At 71.0% G+C, this 26,419-nt stretch carries 26 protein-coding genes, 1 pseudogene and 2 riboswitches; of the genes and pseudogenes, 18 read left to right on the forward strand and 9 right to left on the reverse strand.

The window, feature by feature from the left end:
* The first annotated feature begins 184 nt into the window (after positions 1 to 184).
* Together leuA and ACOBQB_RS36525 are read left to right on the forward strand one after the other, a co-directional pair.
* On the forward strand, positions 185 to 1,894 hold the full coding sequence (gene leuA, locus ACOBQB_RS36520) for a 2-isopropylmalate synthase (protein WP_423598983.1): 1,710 nt from the start codon (positions 185 to 187) through the stop codon (positions 1,892 to 1,894).
* Complete coding sequence (locus ACOBQB_RS36525; RefSeq protein WP_423598143.1) at positions 1,891 to 2,715, forward strand: ABC transporter ATP-binding protein; 825 nt, start codon at positions 1,891 to 1,893, stop codon at positions 2,713 to 2,715. The genes leuA and ACOBQB_RS36525 overlap by 4 nt, the downstream gene beginning before the upstream one ends.
* An 81-nt stretch (positions 2,716 to 2,796) precedes the next feature.
* On the opposite strand, the gene ACOBQB_RS36530 is transcribed toward ACOBQB_RS36525, so the two are convergent.
* A complete protein-coding gene (locus tag ACOBQB_RS36530) occupies positions 2,797 to 3,009 on the reverse strand; it encodes an EF-hand domain-containing protein (RefSeq protein ID WP_127909582.1) in 213 nt (70 codons plus the stop codon).
* Positions 3,010 to 3,090: 81 nt separating this feature from the next.
* Here ACOBQB_RS36530 and ACOBQB_RS36535 point away from each other — a divergent pair, with 81 nt between their 5' ends.
* On the forward strand, positions 3,091 to 3,750 hold the full coding sequence (locus tag ACOBQB_RS36535) for a GNAT family N-acetyltransferase (RefSeq protein WP_423598145.1): 660 nt from the start codon (positions 3,091 to 3,093) through the stop codon (positions 3,748 to 3,750).
* 53 nt (positions 3,751 to 3,803) lie between these two features.
* Here the strand turns inward: ACOBQB_RS36535 and ACOBQB_RS36540 are convergent, their stop codons facing one another.
* The 4 genes and pseudogenes from ACOBQB_RS36540 to gcvT all read right to left on the reverse strand — a co-directional run bounded on the left by ACOBQB_RS36540 (position 3,804) and on the right by gcvT (position 8,259).
* Positions 3,804 to 5,204, reverse strand: a complete 1,401-nt coding sequence (locus ACOBQB_RS36540) for an L-serine ammonia-lyase (RefSeq protein WP_423598147.1) — start codon at positions 5,202 to 5,204, stop codon at positions 3,804 to 3,806.
* A 152-nt stretch (positions 5,205 to 5,356) separates the two neighbouring features.
* Positions 5,357 to 6,619 carry a serine hydroxymethyltransferase gene (glyA, locus tag ACOBQB_RS36545; protein WP_423598149.1) on the reverse strand — a complete coding sequence of 421 codons (1,263 nt, stop codon included), beginning with the start codon at positions 6,617 to 6,619 and terminating at the stop codon, positions 5,357 to 5,359.
* A gap of 11 nt (positions 6,620 to 6,630) precedes the next feature.
* Positions 6,631 to 7,008: a glycine cleavage system protein GcvH gene (gene gcvH / locus ACOBQB_RS36550; protein ID WP_423598151.1), complete on the reverse strand. Its 378-nt coding sequence runs from the start codon at positions 7,006 to 7,008 to the stop codon at positions 6,631 to 6,633.
* A 118-nt stretch (positions 7,009 to 7,126) separates the two neighbouring features.
* Positions 7,127 to 8,259, reverse strand: a pseudogene (gene gcvT, locus ACOBQB_RS36555) (glycine cleavage system aminomethyltransferase GcvT).
* A 35-nt stretch (positions 8,260 to 8,294) separates the two neighbouring features.
* A riboswitch (glycine riboswitch) is annotated at positions 8,295 to 8,407 on the reverse strand.
* Positions 8,408 to 8,511: riboswitch (glycine riboswitch) on the reverse strand.
* A gap of 132 nt (positions 8,512 to 8,643) precedes the next feature.
* Here gcvT and ACOBQB_RS36560 point away from each other — a divergent pair.
* The 8 genes from ACOBQB_RS36560 to ACOBQB_RS36595 all read left to right on the forward strand — a co-directional run bounded on the left by ACOBQB_RS36560 (position 8,644) and on the right by ACOBQB_RS36595 (position 17,797).
* The gene (locus ACOBQB_RS36560) at positions 8,644 to 9,333 is read left to right on the forward strand and encodes an AAA family ATPase (protein ID WP_423598985.1); all 690 of its coding nucleotides are present in this window, start codon (positions 8,644 to 8,646) and stop codon (positions 9,331 to 9,333) included.
* A 61-nt stretch (positions 9,334 to 9,394) separates the two neighbouring features.
* Positions 9,395 to 10,174 carry an enhanced serine sensitivity protein SseB gene (locus ACOBQB_RS36565; RefSeq protein WP_423598153.1) on the forward strand — a complete coding sequence of 260 codons (780 nt, stop codon included), beginning with the start codon at positions 9,395 to 9,397 and terminating at the stop codon, positions 10,172 to 10,174.
* A gap of 220 nt (positions 10,175 to 10,394) precedes the next feature.
* Positions 10,395 to 11,207, forward strand: a complete 813-nt coding sequence (locus ACOBQB_RS36570; protein WP_423598155.1) for an enhanced serine sensitivity protein SseB C-terminal domain-containing protein — start codon at positions 10,395 to 10,397, stop codon at positions 11,205 to 11,207.
* Positions 11,208 to 11,525: 318 nt separating this feature from the next.
* Positions 11,526 to 12,530 carry an ABC transporter permease gene (locus ACOBQB_RS36575; protein ID WP_423598157.1) on the forward strand — a complete coding sequence of 335 codons (1,005 nt, stop codon included), beginning with the start codon at positions 11,526 to 11,528 and terminating at the stop codon, positions 12,528 to 12,530.
* A gap of 102 nt (positions 12,531 to 12,632) precedes the next feature.
* The gene (locus ACOBQB_RS36580) at positions 12,633 to 14,387 is read left to right on the forward strand and encodes an ABC transporter substrate-binding protein (RefSeq protein ID WP_423598159.1); all 1,755 of its coding nucleotides are present in this window, start codon (positions 12,633 to 12,635) and stop codon (positions 14,385 to 14,387) included.
* A 136-nt stretch (positions 14,388 to 14,523) separates the two neighbouring features.
* Positions 14,524 to 15,525, forward strand: coding sequence for an ABC transporter permease (locus ACOBQB_RS36585; RefSeq protein WP_423598161.1), 1,002 nt, complete (start codon positions 14,524 to 14,526; stop codon positions 15,523 to 15,525).
* Positions 15,522 to 16,619 carry an ABC transporter ATP-binding protein gene (locus ACOBQB_RS36590; RefSeq protein ID WP_423598163.1) on the forward strand — a complete coding sequence of 366 codons (1,098 nt, stop codon included), beginning with the start codon at positions 15,522 to 15,524 and terminating at the stop codon, positions 16,617 to 16,619. The genes ACOBQB_RS36585 and ACOBQB_RS36590 overlap by 4 nt, the downstream gene beginning before the upstream one ends.
* Before the next feature lie 44 nt (positions 16,620 to 16,663).
* The gene (locus ACOBQB_RS36595; protein ID WP_423598165.1) at positions 16,664 to 17,797 is read left to right on the forward strand and encodes an ABC transporter ATP-binding protein; all 1,134 of its coding nucleotides are present in this window, start codon (positions 16,664 to 16,666) and stop codon (positions 17,795 to 17,797) included.
* A 65-nt stretch (positions 17,798 to 17,862) separates the two neighbouring features.
* Here ACOBQB_RS36595 and ACOBQB_RS36600 read toward each other — a convergent pair whose 3' ends face one another.
* Positions 17,863 to 18,051, reverse strand: coding sequence for a hypothetical protein (locus tag ACOBQB_RS36600; protein WP_127909565.1), 189 nt, complete (start codon positions 18,049 to 18,051; stop codon positions 17,863 to 17,865).
* A gap of 186 nt (positions 18,052 to 18,237) precedes the next feature.
* Between ACOBQB_RS36600 and ACOBQB_RS36605 the strand changes: the two genes are divergently transcribed.
* The 3 genes from ACOBQB_RS36605 to ACOBQB_RS36615 are packed head-to-tail and all read left to right on the forward strand — an operon-like array spanning position 18,238 to position 20,911.
* Positions 18,238 to 18,912: a trimeric intracellular cation channel family protein gene (locus ACOBQB_RS36605; RefSeq protein WP_423598168.1), complete on the forward strand. Its 675-nt coding sequence runs from the start codon at positions 18,238 to 18,240 to the stop codon at positions 18,910 to 18,912.
* Positions 18,913 to 18,956: 44 nt separating this feature from the next.
* A complete protein-coding gene (locus ACOBQB_RS36610; protein WP_423598170.1) occupies positions 18,957 to 19,844 on the forward strand; it encodes a thioesterase family protein in 888 nt (295 codons plus the stop codon).
* Between the two features lie 53 nt (positions 19,845 to 19,897).
* Complete coding sequence (locus ACOBQB_RS36615) at positions 19,898 to 20,911, forward strand: helix-turn-helix transcriptional regulator (protein ID WP_423598172.1); 1,014 nt, start codon at positions 19,898 to 19,900, stop codon at positions 20,909 to 20,911.
* Here ACOBQB_RS36615 and ACOBQB_RS36620 read toward each other — a convergent pair.
* A complete protein-coding gene (locus ACOBQB_RS36620) occupies positions 20,835 to 21,731 on the reverse strand; it encodes an alpha/beta fold hydrolase (protein WP_423598174.1) in 897 nt (298 codons plus the stop codon). The genes ACOBQB_RS36615 and ACOBQB_RS36620 overlap by 77 nt on opposite strands.
* Before the next feature lie 69 nt (positions 21,732 to 21,800).
* Positions 21,801 to 22,475 carry a TetR family transcriptional regulator gene (locus tag ACOBQB_RS36625; protein WP_423598176.1) on the reverse strand — a complete coding sequence of 225 codons (675 nt, stop codon included), beginning with the start codon at positions 22,473 to 22,475 and terminating at the stop codon, positions 21,801 to 21,803.
* 140 nt (positions 22,476 to 22,615) lie between these two features.
* On the opposite strand from ACOBQB_RS36625, the gene ACOBQB_RS36630 reads away from it, so the two are divergent.
* The 3 genes from ACOBQB_RS36630 to ACOBQB_RS36640 are packed head-to-tail and all read left to right on the forward strand — an operon-like array spanning position 22,616 to position 24,358.
* Positions 22,616 to 22,771, forward strand: coding sequence for a hypothetical protein (locus tag ACOBQB_RS36630; RefSeq protein WP_423598178.1), 156 nt, complete (start codon positions 22,616 to 22,618; stop codon positions 22,769 to 22,771).
* An 18-nt stretch (positions 22,772 to 22,789) separates the two neighbouring features.
* Positions 22,790 to 23,140 carry a hypothetical protein gene (locus ACOBQB_RS36635; protein ID WP_423598180.1) on the forward strand — a complete coding sequence of 117 codons (351 nt, stop codon included), beginning with the start codon at positions 22,790 to 22,792 and terminating at the stop codon, positions 23,138 to 23,140.
* A 48-nt stretch (positions 23,141 to 23,188) separates the two neighbouring features.
* Positions 23,189 to 24,358 carry a cysteine desulfurase family protein gene (locus tag ACOBQB_RS36640; protein ID WP_423598987.1) on the forward strand — a complete coding sequence of 390 codons (1,170 nt, stop codon included), beginning with the start codon at positions 23,189 to 23,191 and terminating at the stop codon, positions 24,356 to 24,358.
* Positions 24,359 to 24,392: 34 nt separating this feature from the next.
* On the opposite strand, the gene ACOBQB_RS36645 is transcribed toward ACOBQB_RS36640, so the two are convergent.
* Positions 24,393 to 25,076, reverse strand: coding sequence for an N-acetylmuramoyl-L-alanine amidase (locus tag ACOBQB_RS36645; protein WP_423598182.1), 684 nt, complete (start codon positions 25,074 to 25,076; stop codon positions 24,393 to 24,395).
* Positions 25,077 to 25,143: 67 nt separating this feature from the next.
* Here ACOBQB_RS36645 and mnmA point away from each other — a divergent pair, with 67 nt between their 5' ends.
* Positions 25,144 to 26,277, forward strand: a complete 1,134-nt coding sequence (gene mnmA, locus ACOBQB_RS36650) for a tRNA 2-thiouridine(34) synthase MnmA (RefSeq protein ID WP_423598989.1) — start codon at positions 25,144 to 25,146, stop codon at positions 26,275 to 26,277.
* The last annotated feature ends 142 nt before the right edge of the window (positions 26,278 to 26,419 follow it).

Raw genomic sequence — 26,419 nt, forward strand, 5'->3', positions numbered from 1 at the left:
CTCGGCTGCCGCGGCGGGGCCTGAAGCGACCGGCACCCCGCCGCGGGGTGCCGTGCTGCCGGTCATCCGACCGAGCCCCAGGAGCAGACCTCCCGTGACCACCCCTTCCGGCGCCACGCCTGCCGGCACCGCCCCTTCCGGCACCGCACCCGCGTACGACTGGAATCCGCAGCGCCCCGGTCCCATGCCGCACCACCGCTACCGGCCCTACCAGGAGCGGGTGGACGTGAACGCCCCCGAGCCGCGGCGGAGTTGGCCGAGCGCGCGCATCGAGCGCGCACCCCTGTGGGTGCCCGTCGATCTGCGCGACGGCAATCAGGCGCTCGCCGAGCCGATGGACACCGACCGCAAGCGGCGCTTCTTCGAGCTGCTCGTCTCGATGGGGTTCAAGGAGATCGAGGTCGGCTACCCCTCGGCCAGCAGGACCGACTTCGACTTCGTCCGCCACCTCGCTGAACGCCGCGGCGCCGACGCGCTGCCCGACGACGTGACCGCTGTCGTCTTCACGCCCGCCAAGCCCGAGCTGATCGACCGTACCTTCGCGTCGATCGAGGGGCTGCCGCGCGCCGTCGTCCACCTGTACATCCCCACCTCGCCCGTCTGGCGCGACGTGGTCCTCGGGCGGTCACGCGCCGAGGTGTTCGACGTCGTCAAGGAGGCCGCCGCGCACATGGCGCGGCTCGCCGACGCGCGGCCGCATGCCGACATCCGTTTCCAGTTCGCGCCGGAGACGTTCAACCTCACCGAGCCCGACTACGTCCTGGAAGTCTGTGACGGCCTGACCGAGCTGTGGGACGCGAGTCCCGACCGGCCCGTCACGCACAACCTGCCGACGACCGTCGAGATCTCCACGCCGAACGTGTACGCGGACCAGATCGAGTACATGCACAGGAACCTTGCCCGGCGCGACTCCGTCATCCTCTCCGTCCACCCGCACAACGACCGCGGCACGGGCGTCGCCGGCGCGGAACTCGCCGTCCTCGCCGGGGCCCAGCGCGTCGAGGGCTGCCTCTTCGGCAACGGCGAGCGGACCGGCAACGTCGACCTGGTCACCCTCGCCCTCAACCTCTACGCGCAGGGCGTCGACCCGATGATCGACTTCTCCGACATCGACGCCGTGCGGGAGGTCGTCGAGTACTGCAACCGCCTGCCCGTCCACCCCCGCCACCCCTACGTCGGCGATCTCGTCCACACCGCGTTCTCCGGCACCCACCAGGACGCCATCAGCAAGGGCTTCGCCCACCATGCCCGCCGCGCCGCCGAGTTGGGGGTGCCGGAGCGCGAGGCGCCATGGGAGGTCCCGTATCTGCCCATCGACCCCGCCGACATCGGCCGCACCTATGAGGCCGTCATCCGCGTCAACTCCCAGCCCGGCAAGGGCGGTATGGCGTATCTGCTCCAGACCCGGCACGGGCTCGACCTGCCGCAGGGCATGCGCCCCGACTTCTCACGCGTGGTGCAGGAGGCCACCGACGACAGCGGCCAAGAGGCGACGGCGAAGGAGCTGTACGAGCTGTTCCGGGCGACGTACGTCGCGCCAGGACTGGACGGCGGGGTGATGCTGGGTTCCTGGACCACCGACCGGGCCCCGGACGGCACGCACCGTTTCGTCTGCGCTCTCCAAGTGGGGGAGAAGGCGGGGGACGTCGAGGGCGTGGGCAACGGCCCGCTGGCCGCGTTCGCCGACGCCCTCGCCGGTGCCGGGATCAGCGTCGACATCCTCGACTACGCCGAGCACGCGGTGGGGGAGGGCGGCGGCAGCGAGGCCGTCGCGTACGCGCGGTGCCGGATCGGCGACGACGTCCGCTGGGGCGCGGGCCTGGACACCTCGGTGCTGACCGCGTCCGTACAGGCCGTCCTCGCCGCCGTGAACCGGGCGGGGACGGCACGGTGACCCGGGAGGCCCCACCGGCCCCGAGGCCCGCGGAGGCGGCCCCACCCGTCCTGCGCGCCGACGCCGTCACCGTCGTCCGCGACGGCCGCGCCATCCTCGAAAACGTCAGCCTCACCGTCCGCCCCGGAGAGCACTGGGCGCTGCTCGGCGCGAACGGCGCGGGCAAGTCGACCCTGCTCGCCCTCTGCGGCGCCGTCACCCACCCCACGCGCGGCACGGTCGAGGTGCTCGGTCGCCGACTGGGCAGCGTCGACCTGCGGGACCTGCGGGCGTACGTCGGTCATGTCGACCCGCGCCATCCGCTGCGCTCCCCGCTGCCGGTCCGCGAGGTCGTCCTGACCGGGCTGACGAACAGCATCGAGCCGGTGCCCCGTTGGCGCCCGGCACCCGAGCAGGAGGAGCGGGCCGGCCACCTGATCGCCCTGCTCGGCCTCGCGCACCGCGCCGGCGCCCGCTGGCCCACGCTCTCCCAGGGCGAACGCGGCCGCACCCTGATCGCGCGGTCCCTGATGCCGAGCCCGCGCCTCGTCCTGCTCGACGAACCCGCCACCGGCCTCGACCTCGCCGGACGGGAACGCCTGCTCGACAGCCTGGACACCCTGCGCACGACCCACCCGGAGCTGGCCACGGTCCTGGTCACGCACCACCTGGAGGAACTGCCCGCCGGCACGACCCACGCGCTGCTCCTGCGCGACGGGGCCGCGCTCGCCTCCGGCGCCGTCGACGACGTACTGACCGGCGACTGGATCAGCAAGTGCTTCGACCACCCCGTACGCCTGGAGCGCACGGAGGGGCGCTGGAGCGTACGTACGCACCGCTGAGCGACATGACGGAGGGGCCCGGCGCGGTCCATCGACCCATGCGCCGGGCCCCTCCGCTCCACCCGCGAACTCCAAAAACCGCTACTTGTTCAGGCTCGCCCAGAACTCGTCGAACGACAGCCGCTTGTCCGCGTCGCTGTCCTTCGTGCCGATGACGGCCTCGGCCACCGTCTCGGTCATGTAGAAGTCGCCCATCTTGGCCATGGCGCTCTTCCACTCGGCCGCCGTGATGAAGCCGTCGCCGTCCGCGTCGAACTGGTCGAACGTCTTGCGCGCTTCCTCGATGTCCGCCACCGGATCCACCCCTTCTTGGTGCACTACTGACGGGGGTCAGGGTATCCGCCGCCTCACCACCGGATCACAAGGAGTACACCCATGGCCATTGCCTCTGACGCGCTCGGAACGATGTTGGTCGCGGCCGCTCGCGGTACGTTCCCGCCGCCGGACGGCGCGATCACCGTCGTGCCGCAGCCCGGCCACCGCGACGCGGGCGTGATCGCCTTCACGGCGCACTCCGTCGTCTTCACCGACGAGGACCCCGCCTGGGTGCGGGCCACGCTCGCCGCCCTCGACTGCGATCCGCTCGCGGCCACCATGAACGCGCGCTTCCACGCCGCCTTCCAGGACCGGACGGGGCGTACGACGGACACCATCGACCTGCTGACCGCGGCCACCGCCCGGCCCGGCGCCCCCGACCCGCGCCTTGAGCTGCGCGAGCTGGACGACCCGGACCATCCACGCGTCGCCCGCGCCCGCAAGCGCCGCGACGACGTACGCGTGTGGGCGTCCGCGGGCGGCGGCGTACTGGTCCTCGGCCGGGGCGTCGCGGGCCGCTGGGAGACGGCGGTGGAGGTCGACGAGGACGCGCGCCACCGGGGCCTCGGCCGCGCCCTCGCGAACGCGGCACGCCACCTCGTCCCGGACGGCGACGTGGTGTGGGCGCAGCAGGCCCCGGGCAACGCCCGCGGGGTGCGGGCCTTCCAGGCGGCGGGATACCGGCCGGTGGGCTCGGAGGCGCTGTTCACGGCGGGGTGATCCGCCGGGAGCCGGGAGCCGGCGCAGCGGCGGCGCACAGCGCCGACGCGCCCTCAGCACTCGATGATGTTCACCGCGAGCCCGCCCCGCGCCGTCTCCTTGTACTTGACGCTCATGTCGGCGCCGGTCTCCTTCATGGTCTTGATGACCTTGTCGAGGGAGACCTTGTGGGAGCCGTCGCCCCGCATCGCCATCTTCGCGGCGGTCACGGCCTTCACGGCCGCCATGCCGTTGCGCTCGATGCACGGGATCTGGACGAGGCCGCCGACCGGGTCGCAGGTCAGGCCGAGGTTGTGCTCCATGCCGATCTCCGCGGCGTTCTCGACCTGCTCCGGGGAGCCGCCGAGGACCTCGGCGAGGGCGCCCGCCGCCATCGAGCAGGCCGAGCCGACCTCGCCCTGGCAACCGACCTCCGCGCCGGAGATCGAGGCGTTCTCCTTGAAGAGCATGCCGATGGCGCCCGCGGCGAGCAGGAAGCGGACCACGGCGTCGTCCTTCTCCTCCTGGGAGGCACCGCCGGGCACGAAGTTCATGTAGTAGTGCAGGACGGCCGGGATGATGCCCGCGGCGCCGTTGGTCGGAGCGGTCACGACGCGGCCGCCCGCGGCGTTCTCCTCGTTCACGGCCATGGCGTAGAGCGTGATCCACTCCATCGCGCGGGCCTGCGGGTCGCCCTCGGCGCGCAGCTGGCGGGCCGAGTTCGCGGCCCGGCGGCGGACCTTCAGGCCGCCCGGCAGGATGCCCTCGCGGGACATGCCGCGGGAGACGCAGGCCTGCATGACGCGCCAGATGTCGAGGAGGCCCTCGCGGATCTCCTCCTCCGTGCGCCAGGCCTTCTCGTTCTCCAGCATCAGCGCGGAGATGGACAGGCCGGTCTCCCGGGCGAGGCGCAGCAGCTCGTCACCGGTGCGGAAGGGGTACTTCAGGACCGTGTCGTCGGGCACGATCGGGTTCTCGCCCGCCGCGCCCTCCTGCTCCAGCACGGTCTCGTCGACGACGAAGCCGCCGCCCACCGAGTAGTACGTCTTCTCCAGGACGAGGGCGCCCTCATGGTCGTACGCGAAGATCGTCATGCCGTTGGCGTGGTACGGCAGGGCCTTGCGGCGGTGCAGGACCAGGTCCTCGTCGAAGTCGAAGCCGATCTCGTGCATGCCGAGGAGGTTGAGGCGGCCGCTGCTCTTGATCGCCTCGACCCGGGCGTCGGCACTCTCCACGTTCACCGTGCGCGGCGACTCGCCCTCCAGGCCGAGCAGCACGGCCTTCGGGGTGCCGTGGCCGTGGCCGGTGGCGCCGAGCGAGCCGAAGAGCTCGGCCCGTATGGCGGTGGTGTGGGCCATGAGGCCCTCGTTCTTGAGGCGGCTCGCGAACATGCGGGCGGCGCGCATCGGGCCGACCGTGTGGGAGCTGGACGGGCCGATGCCGATCGAGAACAGGTCGAAGACCGAGATGGCCACGGGGAGACTCCAAAGACGAAAAGATCAAGAGGCGGACGTGGTGCGGGGCACCCTGCTCACTGTCCAGTGTGCGGGGTGCCCCGACCTTTCGTACGTACGAACAAAAGCGTACGAAACTGCTCCAGCCTGAAGTGTACGAAAAGCGTACGAAACTAGTTCAGGCCGGGGTACAGCGGGTGCTTGTCGGCCAGGGCCGTCACGCGGGCCTTGAGGGAGTCCGCGTCGAAGCCCGGCTTGAGGGCCTCGGCGATGACGTCGGCGACCTCGCGGAAGTCCTCCGCCTGGAAGCCGCGCGTCGCGAGCGCCGGGGTGCCGATCCGCAGGCCCGAGGTGACCATCGGGGGGCGCGGGTCGTTCGGGATCGCGTTGCGGTTGACCGTGATGCCGACCTCGTGGAGGCGGTCCTCGGCCTGCTGGCCGTCGAGCTCGGAGTCGCGCAGGTCCACCAGGACCAGGTGCACGTCCGTGCCGCCGGACAGGACGTCGACGCCGACGGCCTTGGCGTCGTCCTGGACCAGGCGCTCGGCCAGGATGCGGGCGCCGTCCAGGGTGCGCTGCTGGCGCTCCTTGAACTCCTCGCTCGCCGCGACCTTGAAGGAGACGGCCTTGGCCGCGATCACGTGCTCCAGCGGGCCGCCCTGGAAGCCGGGGAAGACCGCGGAGTTCAGCTTCTTCGCGAACTCCTTGCTGCGGGAGAGGATGACGCCGCCGCGCGGGCCGCCCAGCGTCTTGTGCGTGGTGGAGGTCACCACGTCCGCGTAGGGCACCGGGTTCGGGTGCAGACCGGCGGCGACGAGACCGGCGAAGTGCGCCATGTCGACCCACAGCTTCGCGCCGACCTCGTCGGCGATGCGGCGGAACTCGGCGAAGTCGAGGTGGCGCGGGTAGGCGGACCAGCCCGCGATGATCACCTTCGGGTTGTTCTCCTTGGCCAGGCGCTCGACCTCGGCCATGTCGACCAGGCCGGCGTCGTCCACGTGGTAGGGGACCACGTTGAACTGCTTGCCGGAGAAGTTCAGGCGCATGCCGTGGGTGAGGTGACCGCCGTGCGCCAGGTCCAGGCCGAGGATCGTGTCGCCGGGCTGGGCGATCGCGAAGAGGGCGGCCTGGTTGGCGGAGGCGCCGGAGTGCGGCTGGACGTTGGCGTACTCGGCGCCGAACAGCTCCTTGATCCGGTCGATCGCGAGTCGCTCGGCCACGTCGACGTGCTCGCAGCCGCCGTAGTAGCGGCGGCCGGGGTAGCCCTCCGCGTACTTGTTGGTGAGGACCGTGCCCTGGGCCTCCATGACGGCGACCGGAGCGAAGTTCTCCGAGGCGATCATTTCCAGGGTGGACTGCTGGCGGTGGAGCTCGGCGTCGACGGCGGCGGCGACCTCCGGGTCCAGCTCGTGCAGAGGGGTGTTCAGAAGCGACATCGGGGAGATCCTTAGCTGCCGGAGAACTCGGTGTACTCGTCCGCGGAGAGCAGGTCCTTCGGCTCCTCCGTGGTGCGGACCTTGAAGAGCCAACCGCCCTCGAACGGCGCGGAGTTCACCAGCGACGGGTCGTCCACGACGTCCTGGTTGGCCTCGGTGACCTCGCCGGTCACCGGGGAGTACAGATCGCTGACGGACTTGGTCGACTCCAGCTCACCGCAGGTCTCGCCCGCGGTCACCGTGTCACCGACCGCCGGAAGCTGCACGAAGACGACGTCACCGAGCGCGTTGGCCGCGTGCTCCGTGATGCCGACCGTCGAGACGCCCTCCTGGGCGTCCGACAGCCACTCGTGTTCCTTGCTGTAACGCAGCTGCTGGGGGTTGCTCATGACCTGAATTCTCCTGTACGCGGGTGGGTGCTGCGGAACGGGAAAGATGTGCGCGGGGTCACTGCTGCTGGGCTTCTGCCGTGCTTCTGCCGTGCGTGAGATGACCGCCGCGGAGGTGTCACTTCTGGCGCTTGTAGAACGGCAGCGCCACGACCTCGTACGGCTCGTGCGTGCCGCGGATGTCCACGCCCACGCCCGGGGTGCCCGGAGCGGCGTGTTCCGCGTCGACGTACGCCATCGCGATCGGCTTGCCCAGCGTCGGGGACGGGGCGCCGGAGGTGACCTCGCCGATGACCTTGCCGTCGGCGACCACGGAGAAGCCCGCGCGCGGGACCCGGCGGCCCTCGGCGATCAGGCCGACCAGCTTGCGCGGCGGCGCGGACTCGGCGCGCTCGGCGGCGGCGGCCAGCGCCGCGCGGCCCACGAAGGAGTCCGCCTGCGACGTCTTCTCGAACTTCACGACCCGGCCGAGGCCCGCGTCGAACGGCGTCAGCCCGGCGGTCAGCTCGTGCCCGTACAGCGGCATGCCCGCCTCCAGGCGCAGCGTGTCGCGGCAGGAGAGACCGGCCGGGACCATGCCGACGGGCGTGCCGGCCTCCATCAGCGCGTTCCACAGCTTCTCGGCGTCACCGGGGGCGACGAACAGCTCGAAGCCGTCCTCGCCGGTGTAGCCCGTGCGGGCGATCAGCGCGGGGACGCCCGCGACGGTGCCGGGCAGGCCCGCGTAGTACTTCAGGCCGTCCAGGTCGGCGTCCGTGAGGGACTTCAGGATGCCGGGGACTCGGGGCCCTGGACGGCGAGCAGCGCGTAGGCGTCGCGGTCGTCGCGGACCTCGGCGTCGAAGCCCTCGGCGCGGGCGGTGAGGGTATCCAGCACGACCTGCGCGTTGGAGGCGTTGGCGACGACCATGTACTCGGGGGCCTCGGTCCGGCCGAGCCGGTAGACGATCAGGTCGTCCAGGATGCCGCCGTCCTCGGCGACGATCATCGTGTAGCGGGCGCGGCCGACCCCGATGGAGCCGATGTTGCCGACCAGCGAGAAGTTCAGGAAGTCGACGGCCTCGGGGCCGGTGACGGTGATCTCACCCATGTGGGAGAGGTCGAAGAGGCCGGCCTTGGTGCGCACGGCGTTGTGCTCGTCGCGCTCGCTGGCGTACCGCAGCGGCATGTCCCAGCCCGCGAAGTCGGTCATGGTCGCGCCGAGCGCGCGATGTGTCGCATCGAGGGCGGTCAGACGGGGGGCAGTGCTCATGAAGAAAACTCCCAGGGCATGACGGGCGAGGTCGATCCTCCCCATCTGTCATCGGAACCTGAGAGGTTCGCCGGAGCGTCTCGGCTTCGAGAGCCCGGCTTGCACCTTGGGTGGGGCCGACGGCTGCCGGCCCGCTTTTCAGATGTGCCTCGCCCGCGCGGTACGGGGCCTGAGAGATTCAAGGGAGGGACTTGCTCCTTCGGCGCCCCGGACCCGTACATGCTGGTCCGGGAACTCTCCCGCGCGGATTCAAACGGCCGGTATGGAGTTGGCGCGCACATCATTGCACGCGGCTTCGGCCGGCGGGGACGTGTGGTCGAGCAATCCTCTTGTGCCGCATTACCTTCTCTTTACACTTGCCGGGGAAAGCAGTACGTGACCGCTATGGGGAGGCCGATCACGGTGCGCAGCAGGACGAGTGTCTACGCCACTACCACGGGGGTGGCGCTGCCGAAGCAGGCTGCCGCCCCGCTCCGGGAGGGCTGCGGCCCGCACCCCGTGGCCGTCGTCCGCGATCTGCGGCAGCGGGCCGGGCACAGCCCCCATCGCCTCACCTTCGCCGAGGGCGACCTGGTCGTCGTCTCCGGGCTGCCCGGCGGCGGAAAGTCGACGCTGATGCGGCAGGCCGTCACCGGCGCCCGTATCGACTCCCAGGACACCCGCGACCGCTGGGCGGCCCGCATGCCGGGATGGCTGCCGTACGCGGTCTACCGCCCCGTGGTCCGCCTCGCGCACTACGCGGGCCTGCGCCGCACCCTGCGGTCCGGGGCCGGCGTCGTCGTCCACGACTGCGGCACCCAGGCATGGGTGCGCCGCTGGCTCGCCCGGGAGGCCCTGCGGCGCGGCAGGACGCTGCATCTCCTCCTCCTCGACGTCCCCGCCGACACCGCCCTCCAGGGCCAGCGCGAGCGCGGCCGCGGCGTCTCGCGGTACGCCTTCGCCCGGCACCGCAGAATGATCGCCAGGCTCGTGGACGCCGCCGAGCGAGGTGACCTGCCGCGCGGCTGCGGCTCCGCGGTGCTGCTGGACCGGGCGGCGGCGCAGGTGCTGCGGGGGATCGCCTTCGACCGCTGAGGACCGCCGGAGTTAGGGTGCGAGCCGCAGGCAGAGCGGTCGCGAGCAGGGGTTGGCACAGATGGACTTTCCGGCGCAGGCACACGCCCATCCGTACGGCGGATGGCCGGGCAACGAACTGGAGGAGGTCCTCGCGGCCTCCCTCGGCGCCCCTTCCTCGGCGGGTGCCCGCATCGTCGAGGTGCTGGGCCGCAGCCGGATCTGGGTCCCGCTGCCCAACGGCGGCGGCCCCGACAGCGGCACCCTCGACCTGCCGACCCTGGAGATCGACGGACAGGCGTACGTCCCCGTCTTCACCTCCGAGGAGCAGTTCCGCCAGGCGCTCGGCAGCGCGGCGGACCACATGGGGTACACGGTGGCGCCCGCCGTCGAGTTCGCCCGCGGCCTCCCGCCGCAGCTGGGGATCGCGCTGAACCCCGACGGCACCGTCGGCGCCCCCCTGCCGCCGCCCGCCGTGGCCGAACTGTGCCGGGCCGGCCGCACCCCGCTGGACGGGCCCACCACCGGCGGCCGGGTCCGCCTCTTCGAGCCGGACTGGCAGGAGGACCCGGTGGACTTCCTGGCCGCCGCGGGCCGGGAATTCGAGGCGGCGGGCGCCGTGCTGACCGCGCGCCGCTGTCTGGCCGCCATCGAGACGGACGACCCGACGCTCTTCGTCGGCGTCGAACTGACCACCTGGGAGGGCGACGCCCGCGACCTCCCGATGCGGGCCCTCGGCCGCGCCCTCACCCAGATCCCGGTGCCCTGGCCGGTCAACCTCGTCCTGCTGGACGTGGCCCAGGACCCGGTGGGCGAGTGGCTGCGGGCGAAGGTACGGCCGTTTTACCTGCGCGGGGTGTGAGAGGCCGTCCCCTGGCCCCCGGCGGCGGAGGCCGCGCGTCCGTGTGGGTTGACGTGGCGTACGTCAAGTCCGGGCGGGGATCGACGCTTAAGCTGGTTCCATGACCCGGCCGGGGCACCGCCATGCCGTCCGGGTGCATGAGGTTGATCGGGTTCATCGGGTTCATCTGGTTCATCGAGTTCATCGAGTCGTCGGGTTCGGCGTGAAGGGGCGGTTACGGGTGAGTGCGTCGGGCACGGCCGCGGGCGACGGGGTCTCCGCCGGTCGAGCACAGCCGAGACCTGGGGGACAGGTCGAGCAGCTGCTGCGCCAGGTGACGCCGGGGCGTTACGACGCGTACGAGGCACTGCTGCGCGCGCTCGCCGCCGACCAGCTGTGGATGCTGCTCTGGCACGGCCAGGCCGGCTCCCCCGACGCCCAGTACGGCAACATGGAGGTCGAAGGCCTCGGTTACGCCCCCTGCGTGACCTCCGCCCAGGAACTCTCCGCCAGCGGCTGGAACCGCAGCTACGAAGTCGTACGCGGCATCGACGTCGCCCGCACCCTGTACCCCGACCACTACGGCCTGTGGCTCAACCCGCACGCCCCCGGCGGCGGCGTCGGCATCCCCTGGCTGGATCTGCGCCGTATCGCCTCAGGCCTCGACCTGCTGCCCGCGGGACCCCTGAGGCTGACCGAGCCGAGCATCCAGATCCCCCAGTTCTACGCCCTGTTGACGCAGAACGCGCACCGCACCCCAGCGGTGCGTTCGCTGCGCCGCGCCTGGGTGCAGCCCGCGCTCGGGGCGCCCTATCTGGCCATCGGCCTCGACGTGTACGACACCTCGCCGCCGTCGGTCGACGCGGTGCGCGCGATGATGCAGCAGTCCATCTCCGCCGTCCCTGACGGCTTGCCCGTGTCGACGGTCGCGATGTCCGACGACCACGACCCGGTCGCCATGTGGCTGCGCGCCAACGCCCGGCCGTTCTACGACCGCGAGGCCCAGGCCGCACCGGCCCCGGCGGGCGGGTACGGGTACCCGGCGCAGTACTGAACCGTCCTGTACGGCCCTGAACAGCGAGAACGGACACGATGTCCGTTCTGATGAGGGTGGGGCCCTATGGGCTCCGGTGGCGCCCTGCGTCCCAACTGCCCCGTGTTCGCCCCTCGTTCAGACGCGTCCGGATAACGGAACACCTCGATCAGCATCACGGTTGCGCATCCATTCACCAACAAGGCTGGTAACAGATCGCGACGTGGATGAAGACTCCCGCACCAGGGGCCTTCGCCCCCTGTGTACGACGGACTGATCACGTCGCTACAGCGGCAAGTGCGGGCCGGTCACCACCGGTTGAGAGGGGTCCCTGCCACGATGACGGCACCATTGCATGACACACCTGCGGACGCGGACCCGACCGAGGACGTCGCCCCCGCAGTTGATGCAGGGGTGAAGAAGGTCGAGGGCCGGTCCCTCAAGCAGATCGCCTGGAATCGCCTGAAGCGGGACAAGGTCGCCCTCGCGGGCGGCATCACGGTGGTCCTCCTGGTCCTGGTCGCGGTCTTCGCGCCCCTGATCGTGAGCCTCCTCGGCCACCCGCCCAACGACTTCCACCAGGAGGAGCTCGACGAGCTGACCAACCTCCCCAAGGGTGCGCTCGGCGGTGTGAGCAGTGACTTCCTCTTCGGGGTCGAGCCCAACAAGGGCCGTGACGTCTTCAGCCGCATCGTGTACGGCGCGCGGATCTCACTCCTGGTGGCGTTCCTCGCCGCCGTCGTCGCCGTGGCGCTCGGCACGCTCTTCGGGATCATCGCCGGCTACTTCGGCGGCTGGGTCGACGCGCTGATCAGCCGCGTGATGGACGTGCTGCTCTCCTTCCCGCAGCTGCTTTTCATCATCTCCCTCGTCTCCGTGCTCCCCGACGACCTGCTGGGCCTGACCGGCTCCAGCGTGCGCGTCGCGATCCTCGTCCTGGTCATCGGCTTCTTCGGCTGGCCCTACGTAGGACGCATCGTCAGAGGCCAGACACTTTCGCTCCGCGAGCGCGAGTACGTGGAAGCGGCCCGCAGCCTCGGCGGCGGCAAGCGCCACATCCTCTTCCGCGAGCTGCTGCCCAACCTGGTCGCCCCGATCACCGTCTACGCGACGCTGATGATCCCGACCAACATCCTCACGGAGGCGGCCCTCAGCTTCCTCGGCGCCGGTGTCCGGCCGCCCACGGCCTCGTGGGGCGGCATGCTGCGCGACGCGCTGGAGACGTACGAGCACGACCCGATGTTCATGGTCTTCCCCGGCGTGACGATCTTCATCACGGTCCTGGCCTTCAACCTCTTCGGCGACGGGCTGCGCGACGCGCTCGACCCGAAGGGGACGCGCTAGAAGTCCTCGACCCACGTGCCCCTGCCGCATGTCAGGTGGCTCTCACCATGGTTCTCCGGCAGCACAAGGCCAGGGACCGCGAATCTCGGAGGTTACGAGAAAATGCCCACAGTTTCCTCGAAACGACGGCTCGCCGCCGGCGCGGCCCTCGTGGTCGCGGCGCTGGTGACCACCACGGCGTGCGGCGACGGTGACGGTGGCGACGGCGGCTCGAAGGGCGCCGGCTACAACGCGGCGCTCGACAAGGTCGCCAACCCGTCGAAGAAGAAGGGGGGCACGCTGAGGATGGTCGGCAAGCAGGACCTCGACTCGGCCGACCCCCAGCGCGCGTACTACGGCATGTCGTGGGACTTCATGCGCTTCTACACCCGCCAGCTCGTGTCCTACGACACCAAGCCGGGCAAGGCGGGCACGAAGCTGGTCCCCGACCTCGCCACCTCCACGGCGAAGATCTCCGACGACGGCAAGACCTACACGTACAAGCTGCGTGCTGGCGTGACCTGGGAGGACGGCTCCAAGCTGACCTCCAAGGACGTCAAGTACGGCATCGAGCGCTCCTGGGCGACGGACACCATCACCGGTGGTCCGGGCTACATCCGCCAGGCGCTCGACCCCGACAAGAAGTACAAGGGCCCCTACAAGGACAAGGGCGGCCTGAAGGCGATCCAGACGCCCGACGACCAGACCATCGTCTTCAAGCTGCCCAAGCGCAACGGTGACTTCGAGCAGTTCCTCGCCATGCCCACCGGTTCGCCGGTGAAGGAGTCCAAGGACACCAAGGAGAAGTACACCGCGCGTCCGTTCTCCTCGGGCCCGTACAAGTTCGAGCAGTACAAGCCCGGCAAGAAGATCGTCCTGGTCCGCAACGACAAGTGGAAGAAGTCCTCGGACCCGATCCGCGCGGCGCTGCCCGACAAGATCGACGTGACGATCTCCGCCAACCTGGAGGAGAACGACAAGAAGCTGATGGCGGGCGACTACGACGTCGACCTCAACGGCACCGGCATGACCCAGTCCGGCCGCGTCACCGCCGTGCAGAAGCACCGCGACAGCGTCGACAACATGCACACGGCCTTCGTGCGCTACGTCGCCCTGATCCACACCGCCAAGCCCTTCGACAACGTGCACTGCCGCAAGGCGGTCTTCTACGGCACGGACTTCGCGGGCCTCCAGCAGACCCGCGGCGGCAAGGTCGCGGCCGGTGACATCGCCAACAGCACGTTCCCCGTGGCGATCCCCGGCCACAGCGACTACGACCCGTACGGCGTCCTGGCGCGCAAGGGCAAGCCGGACGCCGCCAAGGCCAAGGAAGAGCTGAAGAAGTGCGGCAAGCCGAACGGCTTCAAGGCCAAGCTGACCGCCCGCAACAACAACCCGGGTGAGGTCGACGCCGCCGAGGCGCTTCAGGAGCAGCTGGGGAAGGTCGGCATCGACGTCAGCGTCGAGTCCCTGGACGGCGCCGATTCCGCCAGCATCACCGGCTCGCCGTCCGTCGTGAAGAAGCGCGGCTACAGCATGCAGATGTCCGGCTGGGGCCCCGACTTCCCGTCCGGCCAGGGCTATGCGCAGCCGCTGTTCGACAGCCGTTTCCTGATCGACAACGGCAACTACAACGAGTCGCAGATCAAGGACAAGAAGGTCGACGAGCTCTTCGACAAGGCGATCGCGGAGACCGACCCGGCCAAGGCCGGCGAGATCTACAAGCAGCTCGACAAGCGGATCCTCGACAACGCCGACTGGATGCCCTTCCTCTACGAGAAGAACATCACCTGGCGCGGACCGCGGCTGACCAACGCCTACATGTCCGACGCCTACAACGGCCGCTACGACTACGTCTCGCTCGGCGTCGTCAAGTAACCACGCCCGCTCGACCCGTAGTTGATTGACCGTCCCACCGCCGCCGCATCCCGCCAGTCCGAAGGGCAGGTGATGGCCCCGGGCGGTGGCCGGGACCCCTCACGAGGGGGCCCCGGCCACCGCCGGGCCGCGCACAGTGCTTGCTTACCTCATCCGGCGCCTGATCGCCGTCATCATCATGGTGCTGGTCGTACTGCTCGCGACCTTCACCATCTTCTTCATGCTGCCCAAGTGGGCGGGACAGGACATCGCCGTCCTCTTCGCCGGCAAGGCGTCGGGTGCCGAGCAGCTCGAAGGCATCCGCGTCAAACTGGGCCTCGACGACCCCCTGCTGGTCCAGTTCTGGGACTTCGTCAAGGGCATCCCGATGGGCCGTGACTACGTCAACGGAAGCGACGTCACGCACTGCCCGGCCCCCTGCTTCGGCTACTCCTTCCGCACCGAGGCGCCCGTCTGGGAGACCCTCAAGGACGCCCTGCCCGTCACCGGCGCTCTCGCCGCGGGCGCCTGCGTGCTGTGGCTGGCCGGCGGTGTCATCACCGGCGTGATCTCCGCCCTGCGCCGGGGCACCGTCTGGGACCGCGCCGCGATGACCACCGCGCTCGCCGGTGTCTCCCTGCCCGTCTTCTTCACCGGCATGATCGCGATGGGCATCTTCGTCCACCAGCTGGGCTGGGTGAAGATCGCGGACAGCCTCAGCACCGACGACTCGGCCGGCGTCTGGCTCCAGACGCTGATCCTGCCGTGGATCGTGCTCGCCTTCCTCAACGCCGCGATGTACGCCCGCCTCACCCGCGCCACCATGCTGGAAGTGCTTGGCGAGGACTACATCCGCACCGCCCGCGCCAAGGGCCTCGGCGAGTCCGTCGTCATCCGCAGGCACGCGCTGCGTTCCGCGATGACGCCGATCCTCACCGTCTTCGGCCTCGACCTCGGTGTCCTGATGGGCGGCGCCGTGCTCACCGAGTCCACGTTCAACCTGCCGGGCCTCGGCCTGGAGGCGGTCAGGGCCATCAGCAGCAAGGACCTGCCCGTCATCCTCGGCGTGACCCTGTGCGCGGCGCTCGCGATCGCCGTGGCCAACCTCGTCGTCGACCTTCTGTACGCCGTCATCGACCCGCGAGTGAGGCTGGGATGACCGAACTGTCCAAGACCGGGGCCGCGGTGGGCGAGCCCGTCGCCGGCTCCCCGGCTCCCTCCGCCTTCCTGGAGGTGCGCGACCTCAAGGTGCACTTCCCGACCGACGACGGCCTGGTCAAGTCCGTCGACGGGCTCAGCTTCTCGCTGGAGAAGGGCAAGACCCTCGGCATCGTGGGCGAGTCCGGCTCCGGCAAGTCGGTCACCTCGCTCGGCATCCTCGGCCTGCACACCGCCGGCCAGTACGGCGCCCGCAGGGCGCAGATCTCCGGCGAGATCTGGCTCAATGGCAAGGAACTGCTGGGCGCCGACCCCACCGAGGTGCGCAAGATGCGCGGCCGCGAGATGGCGATGATCTTCCAGGATCCGCTCTCCGCGCTCCACCCGTACTACTCCATCGGCAAGCAGATCACCGAGGCGTACCGGGTCCACAACGACGTCGACAAGAAGACCGCCCGCAAGCGTGCGATCGAGATGCTCGACCGGGTCGGCATCCCGCAGCCCGACAAGCGCGTGGACAGCTACCCGCACGAGTTCTCCGGCGGCATGCGCCAGCGCGCGATGATCGCCATGGCGCTGGTGAACAACCCCGAGCTGCTCATCGCGGACGAGCCGACCACCGCCCTGGACGTCACCGTCCAGGCGCAGATCCTCGACCTGATCCGGGACCTCCAGAAGGAGTTCGGCTCCGCCGTCATCATGATCACGCACGACCTGGGCGTGGTCGCCGAGATGGCGGACGAACTCCTCGTCATGTACGGCGGCCGGTGCGTGGAGCGCGGCACCGCCGAGAAGGTCTTCTACGAGCCCCAGCACCCCTACACCTGGGGTCTGCTCGGTTCGATGCCCCGCATCGACCGCGAGGAGACCGAGCGGCTCATCCCGGTCAAGGGCTCACCGCCCAGCTTGATCAACCTGCCGAGCGGCTGCGCCTTCAACCCGCGTTGCCCCTACGCGGACATCCCCAAGGATCAGATCACCCGCCGCGAACGCCCCGAGCTGCGCCTTGTGGCCGACGGGCACTACTCGGCCTGCCACATGGCGCAGGACGAGCGCACCCGGATCTGGACCGAAGAGATTGCGCCGAAGCTGTGAAAGACGAAGCCAAGGACCCGAAAGACACGGCGGAGGGCCGGAAGATGACGAGCCCGGCCCAGACGAAGAGTGCACCCGAGCCGCTGCTCAAGGTCGACGGCCTGGTGAAGCACTTCCCCATCAAGAAGGGGCTGCTCCAGCGCCAGGTGGCGGCCGTGCAGGCGGTCGACGGGCTGACCTTCGACGTCCGTCCCGGCGAAACGCTCGGCGTGGTCGGCGAGTCCGGCTGCGGCAAGTCGACGATGGGCCGCCTCATCACACGGCTGCTCGAACCGACCGGCGGGCGCGTCGAGTTCGAGGGCACGGACATCACGCACCTGAACACCGGCAAGATGCGGCCGCTCCGCCGCGACGTGCAGATGATCTTCCAGGACCCGTACTCGTCGCTGAACCCGCGGCACACCATCGGCACGATCGTCGGCGCGCCCTTCAAGCTCCAGGGCGTCAAGCCCGAGGGCGGCGTGAAGAAGACCGTGCAGGAGATGCTGGAGCGCGTCGGGCTCAGCCCCGAGCACTACAACCGCTACCCGCACGAGTTCTCCGGCGGCCAGCGCCAGCGCATCGGCATCGCGCGGGCGCTCGCCCTGCGCCCCAAGCTGGTCGTGGCGGACGAGCCGGTCTCGGCCCTGGACGTCTCCATCCAGGCCCAGGTGGTCAACCTCCTGGACGACCTCCAGGACGAGCTCGGTCTGACGTACGTGATCATCGCGCACGACCTCTCGGTCATCCGGCACGTCTCGGACCGCATCGCGGTGATGTACCTCGGCAAGATCGTGGAACTGGCGGACCGTAAGGACCTCTACTCCACGCCGATGCACCCGTACACCAAGGCGCTGCTCTCCGCCGTGCCGGTGCCCGACCCCAAGCGGCGCGGCGTCAAGAGCGAGCGCATCCTGCTCCGCGGCGACGTCCCCTCGCCGATCGATCCGCCCGCCGGCTGCCGCTTCCACACGCGGTGCTGGAAGGCGACACAGATCTGCACGACGAAGGAGCCGCCGCTGATCCCGCTCGCCACGGGGCATCAGGTGGCGTGCCACCACCCGGAGAACGCGGCGGACCAGGCGCCCGAGGACACCACGCTGCTCTCGGCCGCCAAGGAGGCGATCGAGGTGGTGACGCTGGTGCCGAAGGCGGAGGAGACGGCGACGGAGCCTACGGCGAAGTCGGTGGAGAAGTAGCTCCTTTGGCCGGGCCGACGACGGGAGGGTGCGAGGACATCGCACCCTCCCGTCGCGCGTCCGCGTCACCGCTCCACGACGCTCCAGCGGCCCACTTCCCGGTACGCCGAGTCGTGGACGGCCTCACCGTCACCGGGCGTCAGGGCGTAATGGCGGAGGTTGCCGCCCCAGTACCGCAGGATGCGGCCCAGTTCCTCCGCGGCCTTCCCCTCGAAGGCGTCCTCGCCCATGTCGACCTCCAGCAGGAACTTCATGGCTGCGGTGCCCCTCTCGTCGCCGCGCGTCGCCTCTCGACACCCGTGCTTCAACTTTCTCATTGAAGTCCTTCGTGAGACTTTCCGGACGCACGTCGCCGGTTTGGCGCCGGTGACGGTTCACCAACCCTCAAATGGGGGTGAGGCCGGCGGAGAGGCCGGGCCGGACGCGGGTAAGAATGGCGCGTGCTCCAGGATCTGTTCACCCCCTCCGTCCAGCACGCGCTCGACATTGTGGGGATCTTCGTCTTCGCGATCTCCGGCGCGCTGCTCGCGGTGCGCAAGAACTTCGACGTCTTCGGCATCGCCGTCCTCGCCGAGGTCACCGCGCTGGGCGGAGGCCTCTTCCGCGACCTGGTCATCGGGGCGGTCCCGCCGGCCGCCTTCACCGACCTCGGGTACTTCATCACCCCCCTCTTCGCGGCGGCGCTGGTCTTCTTCCTGCACCCGGAGGTGGAGCGCACCCAGCTCGCGGTGAACGTCTTCGACGCCGCCGGGCTCGGCCTCTTCTGCGTGGCGGGCACGACCAAGGCGTACGACTACGGCCTCGGCCTCACCGCGTCGGCCGCCCTCGGCCTGATGACCGCGGTGGGCGGCGGCGTGCTCCGGGACATCGTCGCCAACGAAGTGCCTTCGCTGGTCCGCTGGGACCGCGACCTCTACGCCGTGCCCGCCATCGTGGGCGCGACGATGGTCGCCCTGTGCATCCGCTTCGATGAGCTGACGGCGTTCACCAGCGGCCTCGCCGTGGTGACGACGTTCGTCCTGCGGCTGCTGGCCCTGCGCTACCACTGGCGGGCGCCGCGCGCCTGGAACCGGCGTTCCACGGCCGTCGAGGCGGAGGTCGAGGAGACGCCGTAAGGGGAAAGCTACCGCTCAGTAATTCGATGTTGTACGTTGCTGCCATGGCAACGGCAGCATCGGCCACCTCGGCGGCCGCACTCCCCGCATCGGCGACCGCGCGCATCGGCGACAGCGAGTTCGACCGCGACACCGCGGTCACCCGGCGCGAGCCCGGCGTCTACGACACCGAACTCTCCGCCGGCTGGACGATCATCAGCGCCGTCAACGGCGGCTATCTCCTGGCCGTCCTCGGCCGCGCCCTCGCCGACGCCCTGCCGCACGCCGACCCCTTCACCGTCTCCGCGCACTACCTCACCGCCTCGGCCCCCGGCCCCGCGGTGATCCGCACGGACGTGGTGCGCGCCGGGCGGACCCTCTCCACCGGGCAGGCCTCGCTCTTCCAGTACGACGAGGAGGGGCGCGAGGTCGAGCGGATCCGCGTCCTCGCCGCGTACGGAGACCTCGACGCGCTCCCCGACGACGTCCGCACCACCGCCGAGCCGCCCGCGATCCCGCCGCTCGACCAGTGCTTCGGGGCCGCGGACGCCCCTGATCACCGCCCCGTGCCGGGCAGTTCCGCCATCGCCGACCGCCTCTTCCTGAAGCTCGACCCCGCCACGCTCGGCTGGGCGCTCGGGCAGCCCTCCGGCAAGGGCGAGATGCGCGCCTGGTTCGGCCTCGCGGACGGCCGCGACGCCGACCCGCTCTCGCTGCTGCTCGCGGTGGACGCGCTGCCGCCGACCGCCTTCGAGATGGGGCTGACCGGCTGGGTGCCCACCGTGGAACTCACGGTGCACGTCCGCCACCGCCCCGCCCCCGGCCCGCTGCGCGTCGCGATCACCACGCGGAACCTCGCGGGCGGCTTCCTGGAGGAGGACGCGGAGGTCTGGGACAGCGCGGACCGCCTGGTGGCCCAGTCGCGCCAGCTCGCGCGGGCCCGGCTGAGCTAGTCGCCGCCCGTCTCGGGGGCCCGCGCGTACGTACCTACGAGATCCTGGTCCGCGTGAAATCCGACCGGCTGCTCTCGATCCTGCTCCTGCTCCAGACGCGCGGCCGGGTGCCCGCGCACGAGCTGGCCGCCCGGCTCGAAGTCTCCGTCCGCACCATCTACCGGGACGTCGAGGCCCTGTCCGCCTCCGGTGTCCCGGTGTACGCCGAGCGCGGGCGGCACGGCGGCATCGAACTGCTCGCCGGGTTCCGCACCGACGTGACGGGGCTGACCGCCGACGAGTCGCGGGCCTTGTTCGTCCTTGCCGCGCAGGGCGCGCACGCCGCGCTCGGCCTGGACGAAGCGCTCGGCAGCGCGCTGCGCAAGGTCATGGCTGCGCTGCCCGAACCGCACCGGCCCGGCGCGGAGTTGGCCAGCCGCCGCATTCTCGTGGACGCCTCGCGCTGGATGAAGGGCCCCCTGCCCGTCGACCTGGAGGTGCTCCAGGACGCGGTCTTCGCCGACCGCAGGCTGAGACTGCGCTACCGGCACAGCGGCGCGGCGCAGGCACGCACGTACACCGTCGACCCGTACGGCCTGGTGTGCAAGGCCGGCATCTGGTACCTCGTCGCCGACCGGCGCGGTACCCCGCGCCTCTTCCGGGCCGACCGAATCCGCTCGGCGGCCGTCACCGACGCCCCGGTGCGGCGGCGCCCGGACGTCGAACTGGCGGACGTATGGGCGGTGTTGAAGCACGCGGTGGAGAACCGGCCGGGCGACCTCCAGGTGACGGTCCGGGTGCGGCGCGTCCGCTACGACCTGTTCCTGCGCGTCATCGGCAAGTCGGTCACCCACCTGCCGGAGGACCGCGACGGCGACAGCGAGTGGCTGACGGCCCGCCTCGCCTTCGAAGCCGTGGGCGAGGCCCGGACCCTGCTGCCCTTCGCCGACGACGTCGAGGTGCTCTCGCCGCCCGAGGTGCGCGCTGAACTGGCCCGGGCCGCCGCGGCCGTCACCCGTCTGTATGCGGAGAACCGGCTGCCCGCGGAGAACTGTCTGCCCGCAGGAAACGAGCCAGCTCAGCGGTGAGTTCGGCGGGCGCGTCCTCCTGTACGAGGTGGCCCGCGCCCTCGATCAGGCGCAGCTCGGCGCCGGGGATCGCCGCGGCCAGCTCGTGGCCGCGCGCCACCGGGATCCAGGTGTCGTCGGTGCCCCAGCAGATCAGCACGGGCAGGCCCAACTCCCCGTACCTGCCCTGGATCTCGTCGGTGTACCGCTGGTCGTTCTGCTCGATCTGCCGGTAGAAGGCGGGCTGCCCCTCGGCCGTGCACCAGGGCGCCACGAGCCGGTCGAGCACCGCGGGGTGCAGCCCGCGGTGGCTCGCCGAGGTCACGTACTCGCGTACGAGTGCCTCGTGCAGGTTGGCCGGAAGCCGCCCGAAGACCTCGGCGTGCGCGCCGAGGAGCCGGTAGGCGGGGGAGCCCCAGGGGGCGAGGGCCACGGGGTCGACGAGGGCGAGGCGCGCGTAACGGGCGCCGTGCAGCAGGTGCGCGCGCAGGGCCACGCAGCCGCCGAAGTCATGGGCGAGGACCGCGGGCCGCTCAAGCCCCCAGTGGCCCAGCAACTCGGTGAGGACCCGGCCCTGCGCGGCGAGCGAGACGTCCTGCCCCTGCCGCATCTCCGAGGCGCCGTATCCGGCCAGGTCCCAGACGTACACGCGGTGTTCGTGCGCGAGGGCGCGGGCGACGCCCCGCCAGACGTACGACGAGAAGGGCGTGCCGTGGACCAGTACGACGGGCGGGGCGTCGGCAGGGCCGAGCGCGGCCCATCGGACGGCGCCCGAGGAGCTGGGGAACGTGTGGTCGAGGGTCCACTGGTCGGGGGTCCAGATGTCATGCGCGGTCGTCATGACCGTAGAAACTAGTTGCCCCTTACGCGGGAGTCGAGAGGCCACTCCTCGGTGAGTGCCGACGGTCAGTCAGCGCTCGTCCAGCCAGTGGCGGCGGCCGAGGCTGACCAGGCGCAGCTGCCGGCGCGCCCTGGCCGTCACCCGTTCCGTGGCCCGGCTGTCGGCGCCTGCCGCGCCTGCCGCGCCTGCCGCGCCTGCCTCTAGGAGTGCCGACGCGGTCATCACCATGTGGTCGACGTACATCCCGGCGAGCATCAGCAGATCGTCCTCGGCCCAGCCCGCCGCCTCCGGCTCGCGTGCGAACTGGTCCTTCACCTCCCGGGCGAACAGGTCGAGTTGGCCGCCTATCGCGGCGCGCACCGCCTGCACGCCGCCGTGCTGCTCACGGGCGATGAACCGGACGTGGGCGGGGTGGGTGCGGACGTACACGGCGATCAGCTCGACGGTGGCCGCGATGCGCTCCTCCCCGTCGTCCTCGCCCGCGCGGTCGCCGGTCGCCGAGAGCAGGGCGGTGAGCGCCGTGTGCAAGCTGCCGAGCGCCTCCTCGACAAGCGCGACGCCCAGGTCGGCCATGTCGCGGAAGTGCCGGTAGAAGGCGGTGGGGGCGACTCCCGCGGCGCGGGTGACCTCGCGCAGGCCCAGGCTGCTCAGGCTCTGCTCCTCCAGCAGCTGGAGCGCCGCGTCGAGGAGTGCCTGCCGGGTCTTCTGCTTCTGGGCCTGCCGGACGCCGAGAGTGTGACTCATGCCATGCAGTTAACAACTGTTCTCCGAGTTTTGAAAGCGCGGAGACGAGTACTCTGTAAATCAGTGAACAGTTGTTACTACAAGCGTTCACCGAATGGGACCCGGCCCACCGGCCCGTTCACCGATTGGAGAGGGATCTCATGCTCTTCCTTGTCGCCGCCCTGCTCCTGCTGGGTGTCGCCATGGGTTCCGTGGCCCACCTCCCGGTGCCGGTCACACTGGCGGCCGCCGTGGTCATCGGCGCGTGGCTCGCGGTCTTCGCGATCCGCGAGCGCCGCACGCGTCACCACCACTGAGCCGGAAGGAGTCCGACCATGGCACTCACCGCCGAACGCACCGCTGAAAGTACTGCTGAACGCGCCGCCGAACGCACGGTTGCGCGCACCGCTGAGCGCGGCACCGGCCGTGCCCCGGAGCGCCCCACCGGCCGCCGCGACACCGACGGCATGGCTGTCGCCTCGTTCGTCTGCGGACTGCTCGGACTGCTCGTCCTGAACGTCTTCCTCGGCCCCATCGCGATCGTCCTCGCGAGCCTCGCCCTGTGGCGCGGCACCGGCCGAAGGGGCCGCGCGCTGCTCGGACTCGGGCTCGGCGTGGCCGACCTCGTGGTCCTCGGTGTGCTCGTCTCGATGGACGGCACCGTGTCCTGGGGTCTCGCAGGCTGATACCGCCGGGTCCCGCGGTGCCGCATGACTCGTAGAATCGTGCGCACCATGGCCTACTTCGACCACGCAGCGACCACTCCGATGCTCCCGGAGGCGATCGCGGCGATGACCGCGCAGATCGCCGTCACCGGCAACGCCTCCTCGCTGCACGCGGCGGGCCGCCGGGCGCGCCGCACTGTCGAGGAGGCCCGCGAGACACTCGCCGAGTCGCTCGGCGCACGCCCCAGCGAGGTGGTCTTCACCTCGGGGGGCACCGAGGCCGACAACCTCGCGGTGAAGGGCCTGTACTGGGCCCGCCGCGACGCGGAGCCGGCCCGCACCCGCGTCCTCGCCAGCCCCGTCGAACACCACGCCGTCCTCGACGCCGTCCACTGGCTCGGAGAGCACGAGGGCGCCACCGTCGAGTACCTCCCCGTCGACACCCACGGCCGGGTCCACCCCGACGCGCTGCGCGAGGCGATCGCACGCGACCCCGACGACGTCGCCCTGGCCACCGTCATGTGGGCCAACAACGAGATCGGCACGATCCAGCCGATCCGCGAACTGGCCGACGTCGCCGCGGAGTTCGGCGTTCCGCTGCACGCCGACGCCGTGCAGGCCTACGGCCAGCTCCCCGTCGACTTCGGGGCGTCCGGGCTCGCCGCGATGACCGTCTCCGGACACAAGATCGGCGGGCCGTACGGCATCGGGGCGCTGCTGCTCGGCCGGGAGTACAGCCCCGTGCCCGTGCTGCACGGCGGCGGCCAGGAGCGGCATGTGCGCTCCGGAACGCTCGATGTGCCCGCCGTGGCGGCTTTCGCCGTCGCGGGGGAGTACGCCGCCGAGCACCGCGAGCGCTTCGCGGCCGAGGTCGGGGCGCTCCGCGACGACCTGGTGGCCGCCGTCCGCGCGGCGGTCCCCGAGGCGGTACTCGGCGGCGACCCCTCCCCGGCGGGCCGGCTGCCCGCCAACGCGCACTTCTCCTTCCCCGGCTGCGAGGGCGACTCCCTGCTGCTGCTGCTCGACGCGCAGGGCATCGAGTGCTCCACCGGATCGGCGTGCACGGCGGGCGTCGCCCAGCCCAGCCACGTCCTGCTCGCCACGGGCACCGACCCCGACCTGGCACGCGGCACGCTCCGCTTCTCGCTCGGCCATACGTCGACGAAGGCGGACGTCGACGCGGTGGCCGCGGCGATCGGCCCGGCGGTGGAGCGGGCGCGCACGGCGGGCCTGAGCTAGGGCACAGCGAGCTGGAGCGCGAGGAGGGCGCCGCCTAGGCCTTCTCGGCGGCCTTCCTGGGCCTTTCGCGGGCGGCCCGCACCAGGCGTATGTACCGGTCCCAGTCCCAGTGCGGGCCCGGGTCCGTGTGGTCCGTGCCCGGCACCTCCACGTGACCGATGATGTGCTCCCGGTCGACCGGGATGTCGTACCGGTCGCATATCCCGGCCGTGAGCCGCGCCGAAGAGGCGTACATGGCATCGGTGAACGACGATTTCTCGTCGACGAAACCCTCGTGCTCGATGCCGACGCTGCGTTCGTTGTAGCTCTTGTTGCCCGCGTGGAAGGCCACGTCCAGCTCGCGGATCATCTGCGCGACATGACCGTCCTTGCGGACCACGTAGTGCGTGGCGGCGCCGTGGCTCGGGTCCTTGAAGACACGCAGCGCCGTCGCGTAACCGCCCTGGACGACGTGGATGATGACGCGGTCGATGCCGTAGTCGTCGGGGCGGTCCGCGCGCCGCCAGTTGTAGTCCGAGGCGGCGGTCCACTGCGCGCCCTTGGCGTCGACCTCGCCCTCCTTGCGCTTCTTGACCACGCCGGGCAGCCGCCACCACAGCCGGCCCAGGTCGTCCCGGGCGAGCACGGCGGTGCCGGCGGCGGCCACGCCGCCCCCGATCAAGAGGGTGCGCCGACTGACGGTGCGGCCCCCCGGCTTCTGCCCTTTTGTTTCCCCCATGTGATCGTCAACGCTTACTCACGGGCTTCCGGTTCCCGAGGGCCCGTACTCTGTTAGGGCTATGACTTTGACCGAGACCCCGCAGCCCGCCCAGCGCCCCCTCCGTGTCCTGGCCGCCATGTCCGGAGGCGTGGACTCCGCCGTCGCCGCCGCCCGCGCCGCCGAAGCCGGACACGACGTGACGGGAGTGCACCTCGCGCTCTCCGCGAACCCCCAGTCGTTCCGCACGGGCGCGCGGGGCTGCTGCACCATCGAGGACTCGCGCGACGCCCGCCGCGCCGCGGACGTCATCGGCATCCCGTTCTACGTGTGGGACCTCGCCGAGCGGTTCCGTGAGGACGTGGTCGAGGACTTCGTCGCCGAGTACGAGGCGGGGCGCACCCCCAACCCGTGCCTGCGCTGCAACGAGAAGATCAAGTTCGCCGCGCTGCTCGACAAGGCCCTCGCCCTCGGCTTCGACGCGGTCGTCACCGGCCACTACGCCAAGGTGATCGTCCGCGAGGACGGCACGCGCGAGCTGCACCGCGCCTCCGACATGGCCAAGGACCAGAGCTACGTCCTGGGGGTCCTGGACGACCGCCAGCTCGCCCACGCGATGTTCCCCCTCGGTGACACGGTCACCACCAAGGAGGAGATTCGCGCGGAGGCCGAGCGCCGCGGCCTCGCGGTCGCGAAGAAGCCCGACAGCCACGACATCTGCTTCATCGCCGACGGCGACACCCAGGGCTTCCTCGCCGCCCGCCTCGGCAAGACGGAGGGCGACATCGTCGACGAGTCCGGGGCGGTCCTGGGCACGCACGAAGGGGCGTACGGCTACACCATCGGCCAGCGCAAGGGCCTGCGGATCGGCACCCCCGCCCCCGACGGCAAGCCGCGCTACGTCCTGGACATCTCCCCGGTGAACAACACCGTGACGGTCGGCCCGGCCGCCGCCCTGGACGTCACCGGCCTGACCGCCATCAAGCCCCGCTGGTGCGGAGCGGCCCCCACCGGGCCCGGCACGTACACGGCACAGCTGCGGGCCCACGGCGGCGAGACGGAGGTCACCGCCGAACTCGTCGACGGCTCACAGCTGCGGGTCGCCTTCACCGAGCCGGTGCGGGGCGTGGCCCCCGGCCAGGCGATCGTCCTGTACGACGGCACGCGCGTGGTGGGCTCGGCGACGATCGCGACGACGGAGCGGGCGACGGCGGGGGTCTGAGCCCCTGGTGTGCCCGGCCTCGGCCGCCGGGGGGGGGCGGTAGTACGACGGGGCCGCCTCCCCGTACGGTGCCGCCGCTGGAGTGCGGGGCTGAGGCATCGCGGAGGCGGATCGCCAGGCTCCGTACGGTTCAGCGAGGCGT

The organism is Streptomyces sp. G5(2025) (assembly GCF_049542075.1).
GTDB lineage: Bacteria > Actinomycetota > Actinomycetes > Streptomycetales > Streptomycetaceae > Streptomyces.

Bases quoted from the DNA above. Each gene is read 5' to 3' on its own strand.
- leuA (WP_423598983.1), top strand. From the start codon at position 185: ATGCCGCACCACCGCTACCGGCCCTACCAGGAGCGGGTGGACGTGAAC.
- ACOBQB_RS36610 (WP_423598170.1), top strand. From the start codon at position 18,957: ATGGCAACGGCAGCATCGGCCACCTCGGCGGCCGCACTCCCCGCATCG.
- ACOBQB_RS36575 (WP_423598157.1), top strand. From the start codon at position 11,526: ATGACGGCACCATTGCATGACACACCTGCGGACGCGGACCCGACCGAG.
- ACOBQB_RS36590 (WP_423598163.1), top strand. From the start codon at position 15,522: ATGACCGAACTGTCCAAGACCGGGGCCGCGGTGGGCGAGCCCGTCGCC.
- ACOBQB_RS36560 (WP_423598985.1), top strand. From the start codon at position 8,644: ATGGGGAGGCCGATCACGGTGCGCAGCAGGACGAGTGTCTACGCCACT.
- ACOBQB_RS36640 (WP_423598987.1), top strand. From the start codon at position 23,189: ATGGCCTACTTCGACCACGCAGCGACCACTCCGATGCTCCCGGAGGCG.
- ACOBQB_RS36625 (WP_423598176.1), bottom strand. From the start codon at position 22,475: ATGAGTCACACTCTCGGCGTCCGGCAGGCCCAGAAGCAGAAGACCCGG.
- ACOBQB_RS36600 (WP_127909565.1), bottom strand. From the start codon at position 18,051: ATGAAGTTCCTGCTGGAGGTCGACATGGGCGAGGACGCCTTCGAGGGG.
- ACOBQB_RS36535 (WP_423598145.1), top strand. From the start codon at position 3,091: ATGGCCATTGCCTCTGACGCGCTCGGAACGATGTTGGTCGCGGCCGCT.
- ACOBQB_RS36580 (WP_423598159.1), top strand. From the start codon at position 12,633: ATGCCCACAGTTTCCTCGAAACGACGGCTCGCCGCCGGCGCGGCCCTC.
- ACOBQB_RS36595 (WP_423598165.1), top strand. From the start codon at position 16,664: ATGACGAGCCCGGCCCAGACGAAGAGTGCACCCGAGCCGCTGCTCAAG.
- ACOBQB_RS36630 (WP_423598178.1), top strand. From the start codon at position 22,616: ATGCTCTTCCTTGTCGCCGCCCTGCTCCTGCTGGGTGTCGCCATGGGT.
- ACOBQB_RS36635 (WP_423598180.1), top strand. From the start codon at position 22,790: ATGGCACTCACCGCCGAACGCACCGCTGAAAGTACTGCTGAACGCGCC.
- glyA (WP_423598149.1), bottom strand. From the start codon at position 6,619: ATGTCGCTTCTGAACACCCCTCTGCACGAGCTGGACCCGGAGGTCGCC.
- ACOBQB_RS36645 (WP_423598182.1), bottom strand. From the start codon at position 25,076: ATGGGGGAAACAAAAGGGCAGAAGCCGGGGGGCCGCACCGTCAGTCGG.
- ACOBQB_RS36620 (WP_423598174.1), bottom strand. From the start codon at position 21,731: ATGACGACCGCGCATGACATCTGGACCCCCGACCAGTGGACCCTCGAC.
- ACOBQB_RS36565 (WP_423598153.1), top strand. From the start codon at position 9,395: ATGGACTTTCCGGCGCAGGCACACGCCCATCCGTACGGCGGATGGCCG.
- gcvH (WP_423598151.1), bottom strand. From the start codon at position 7,008: ATGAGCAACCCCCAGCAGCTGCGTTACAGCAAGGAACACGAGTGGCTG.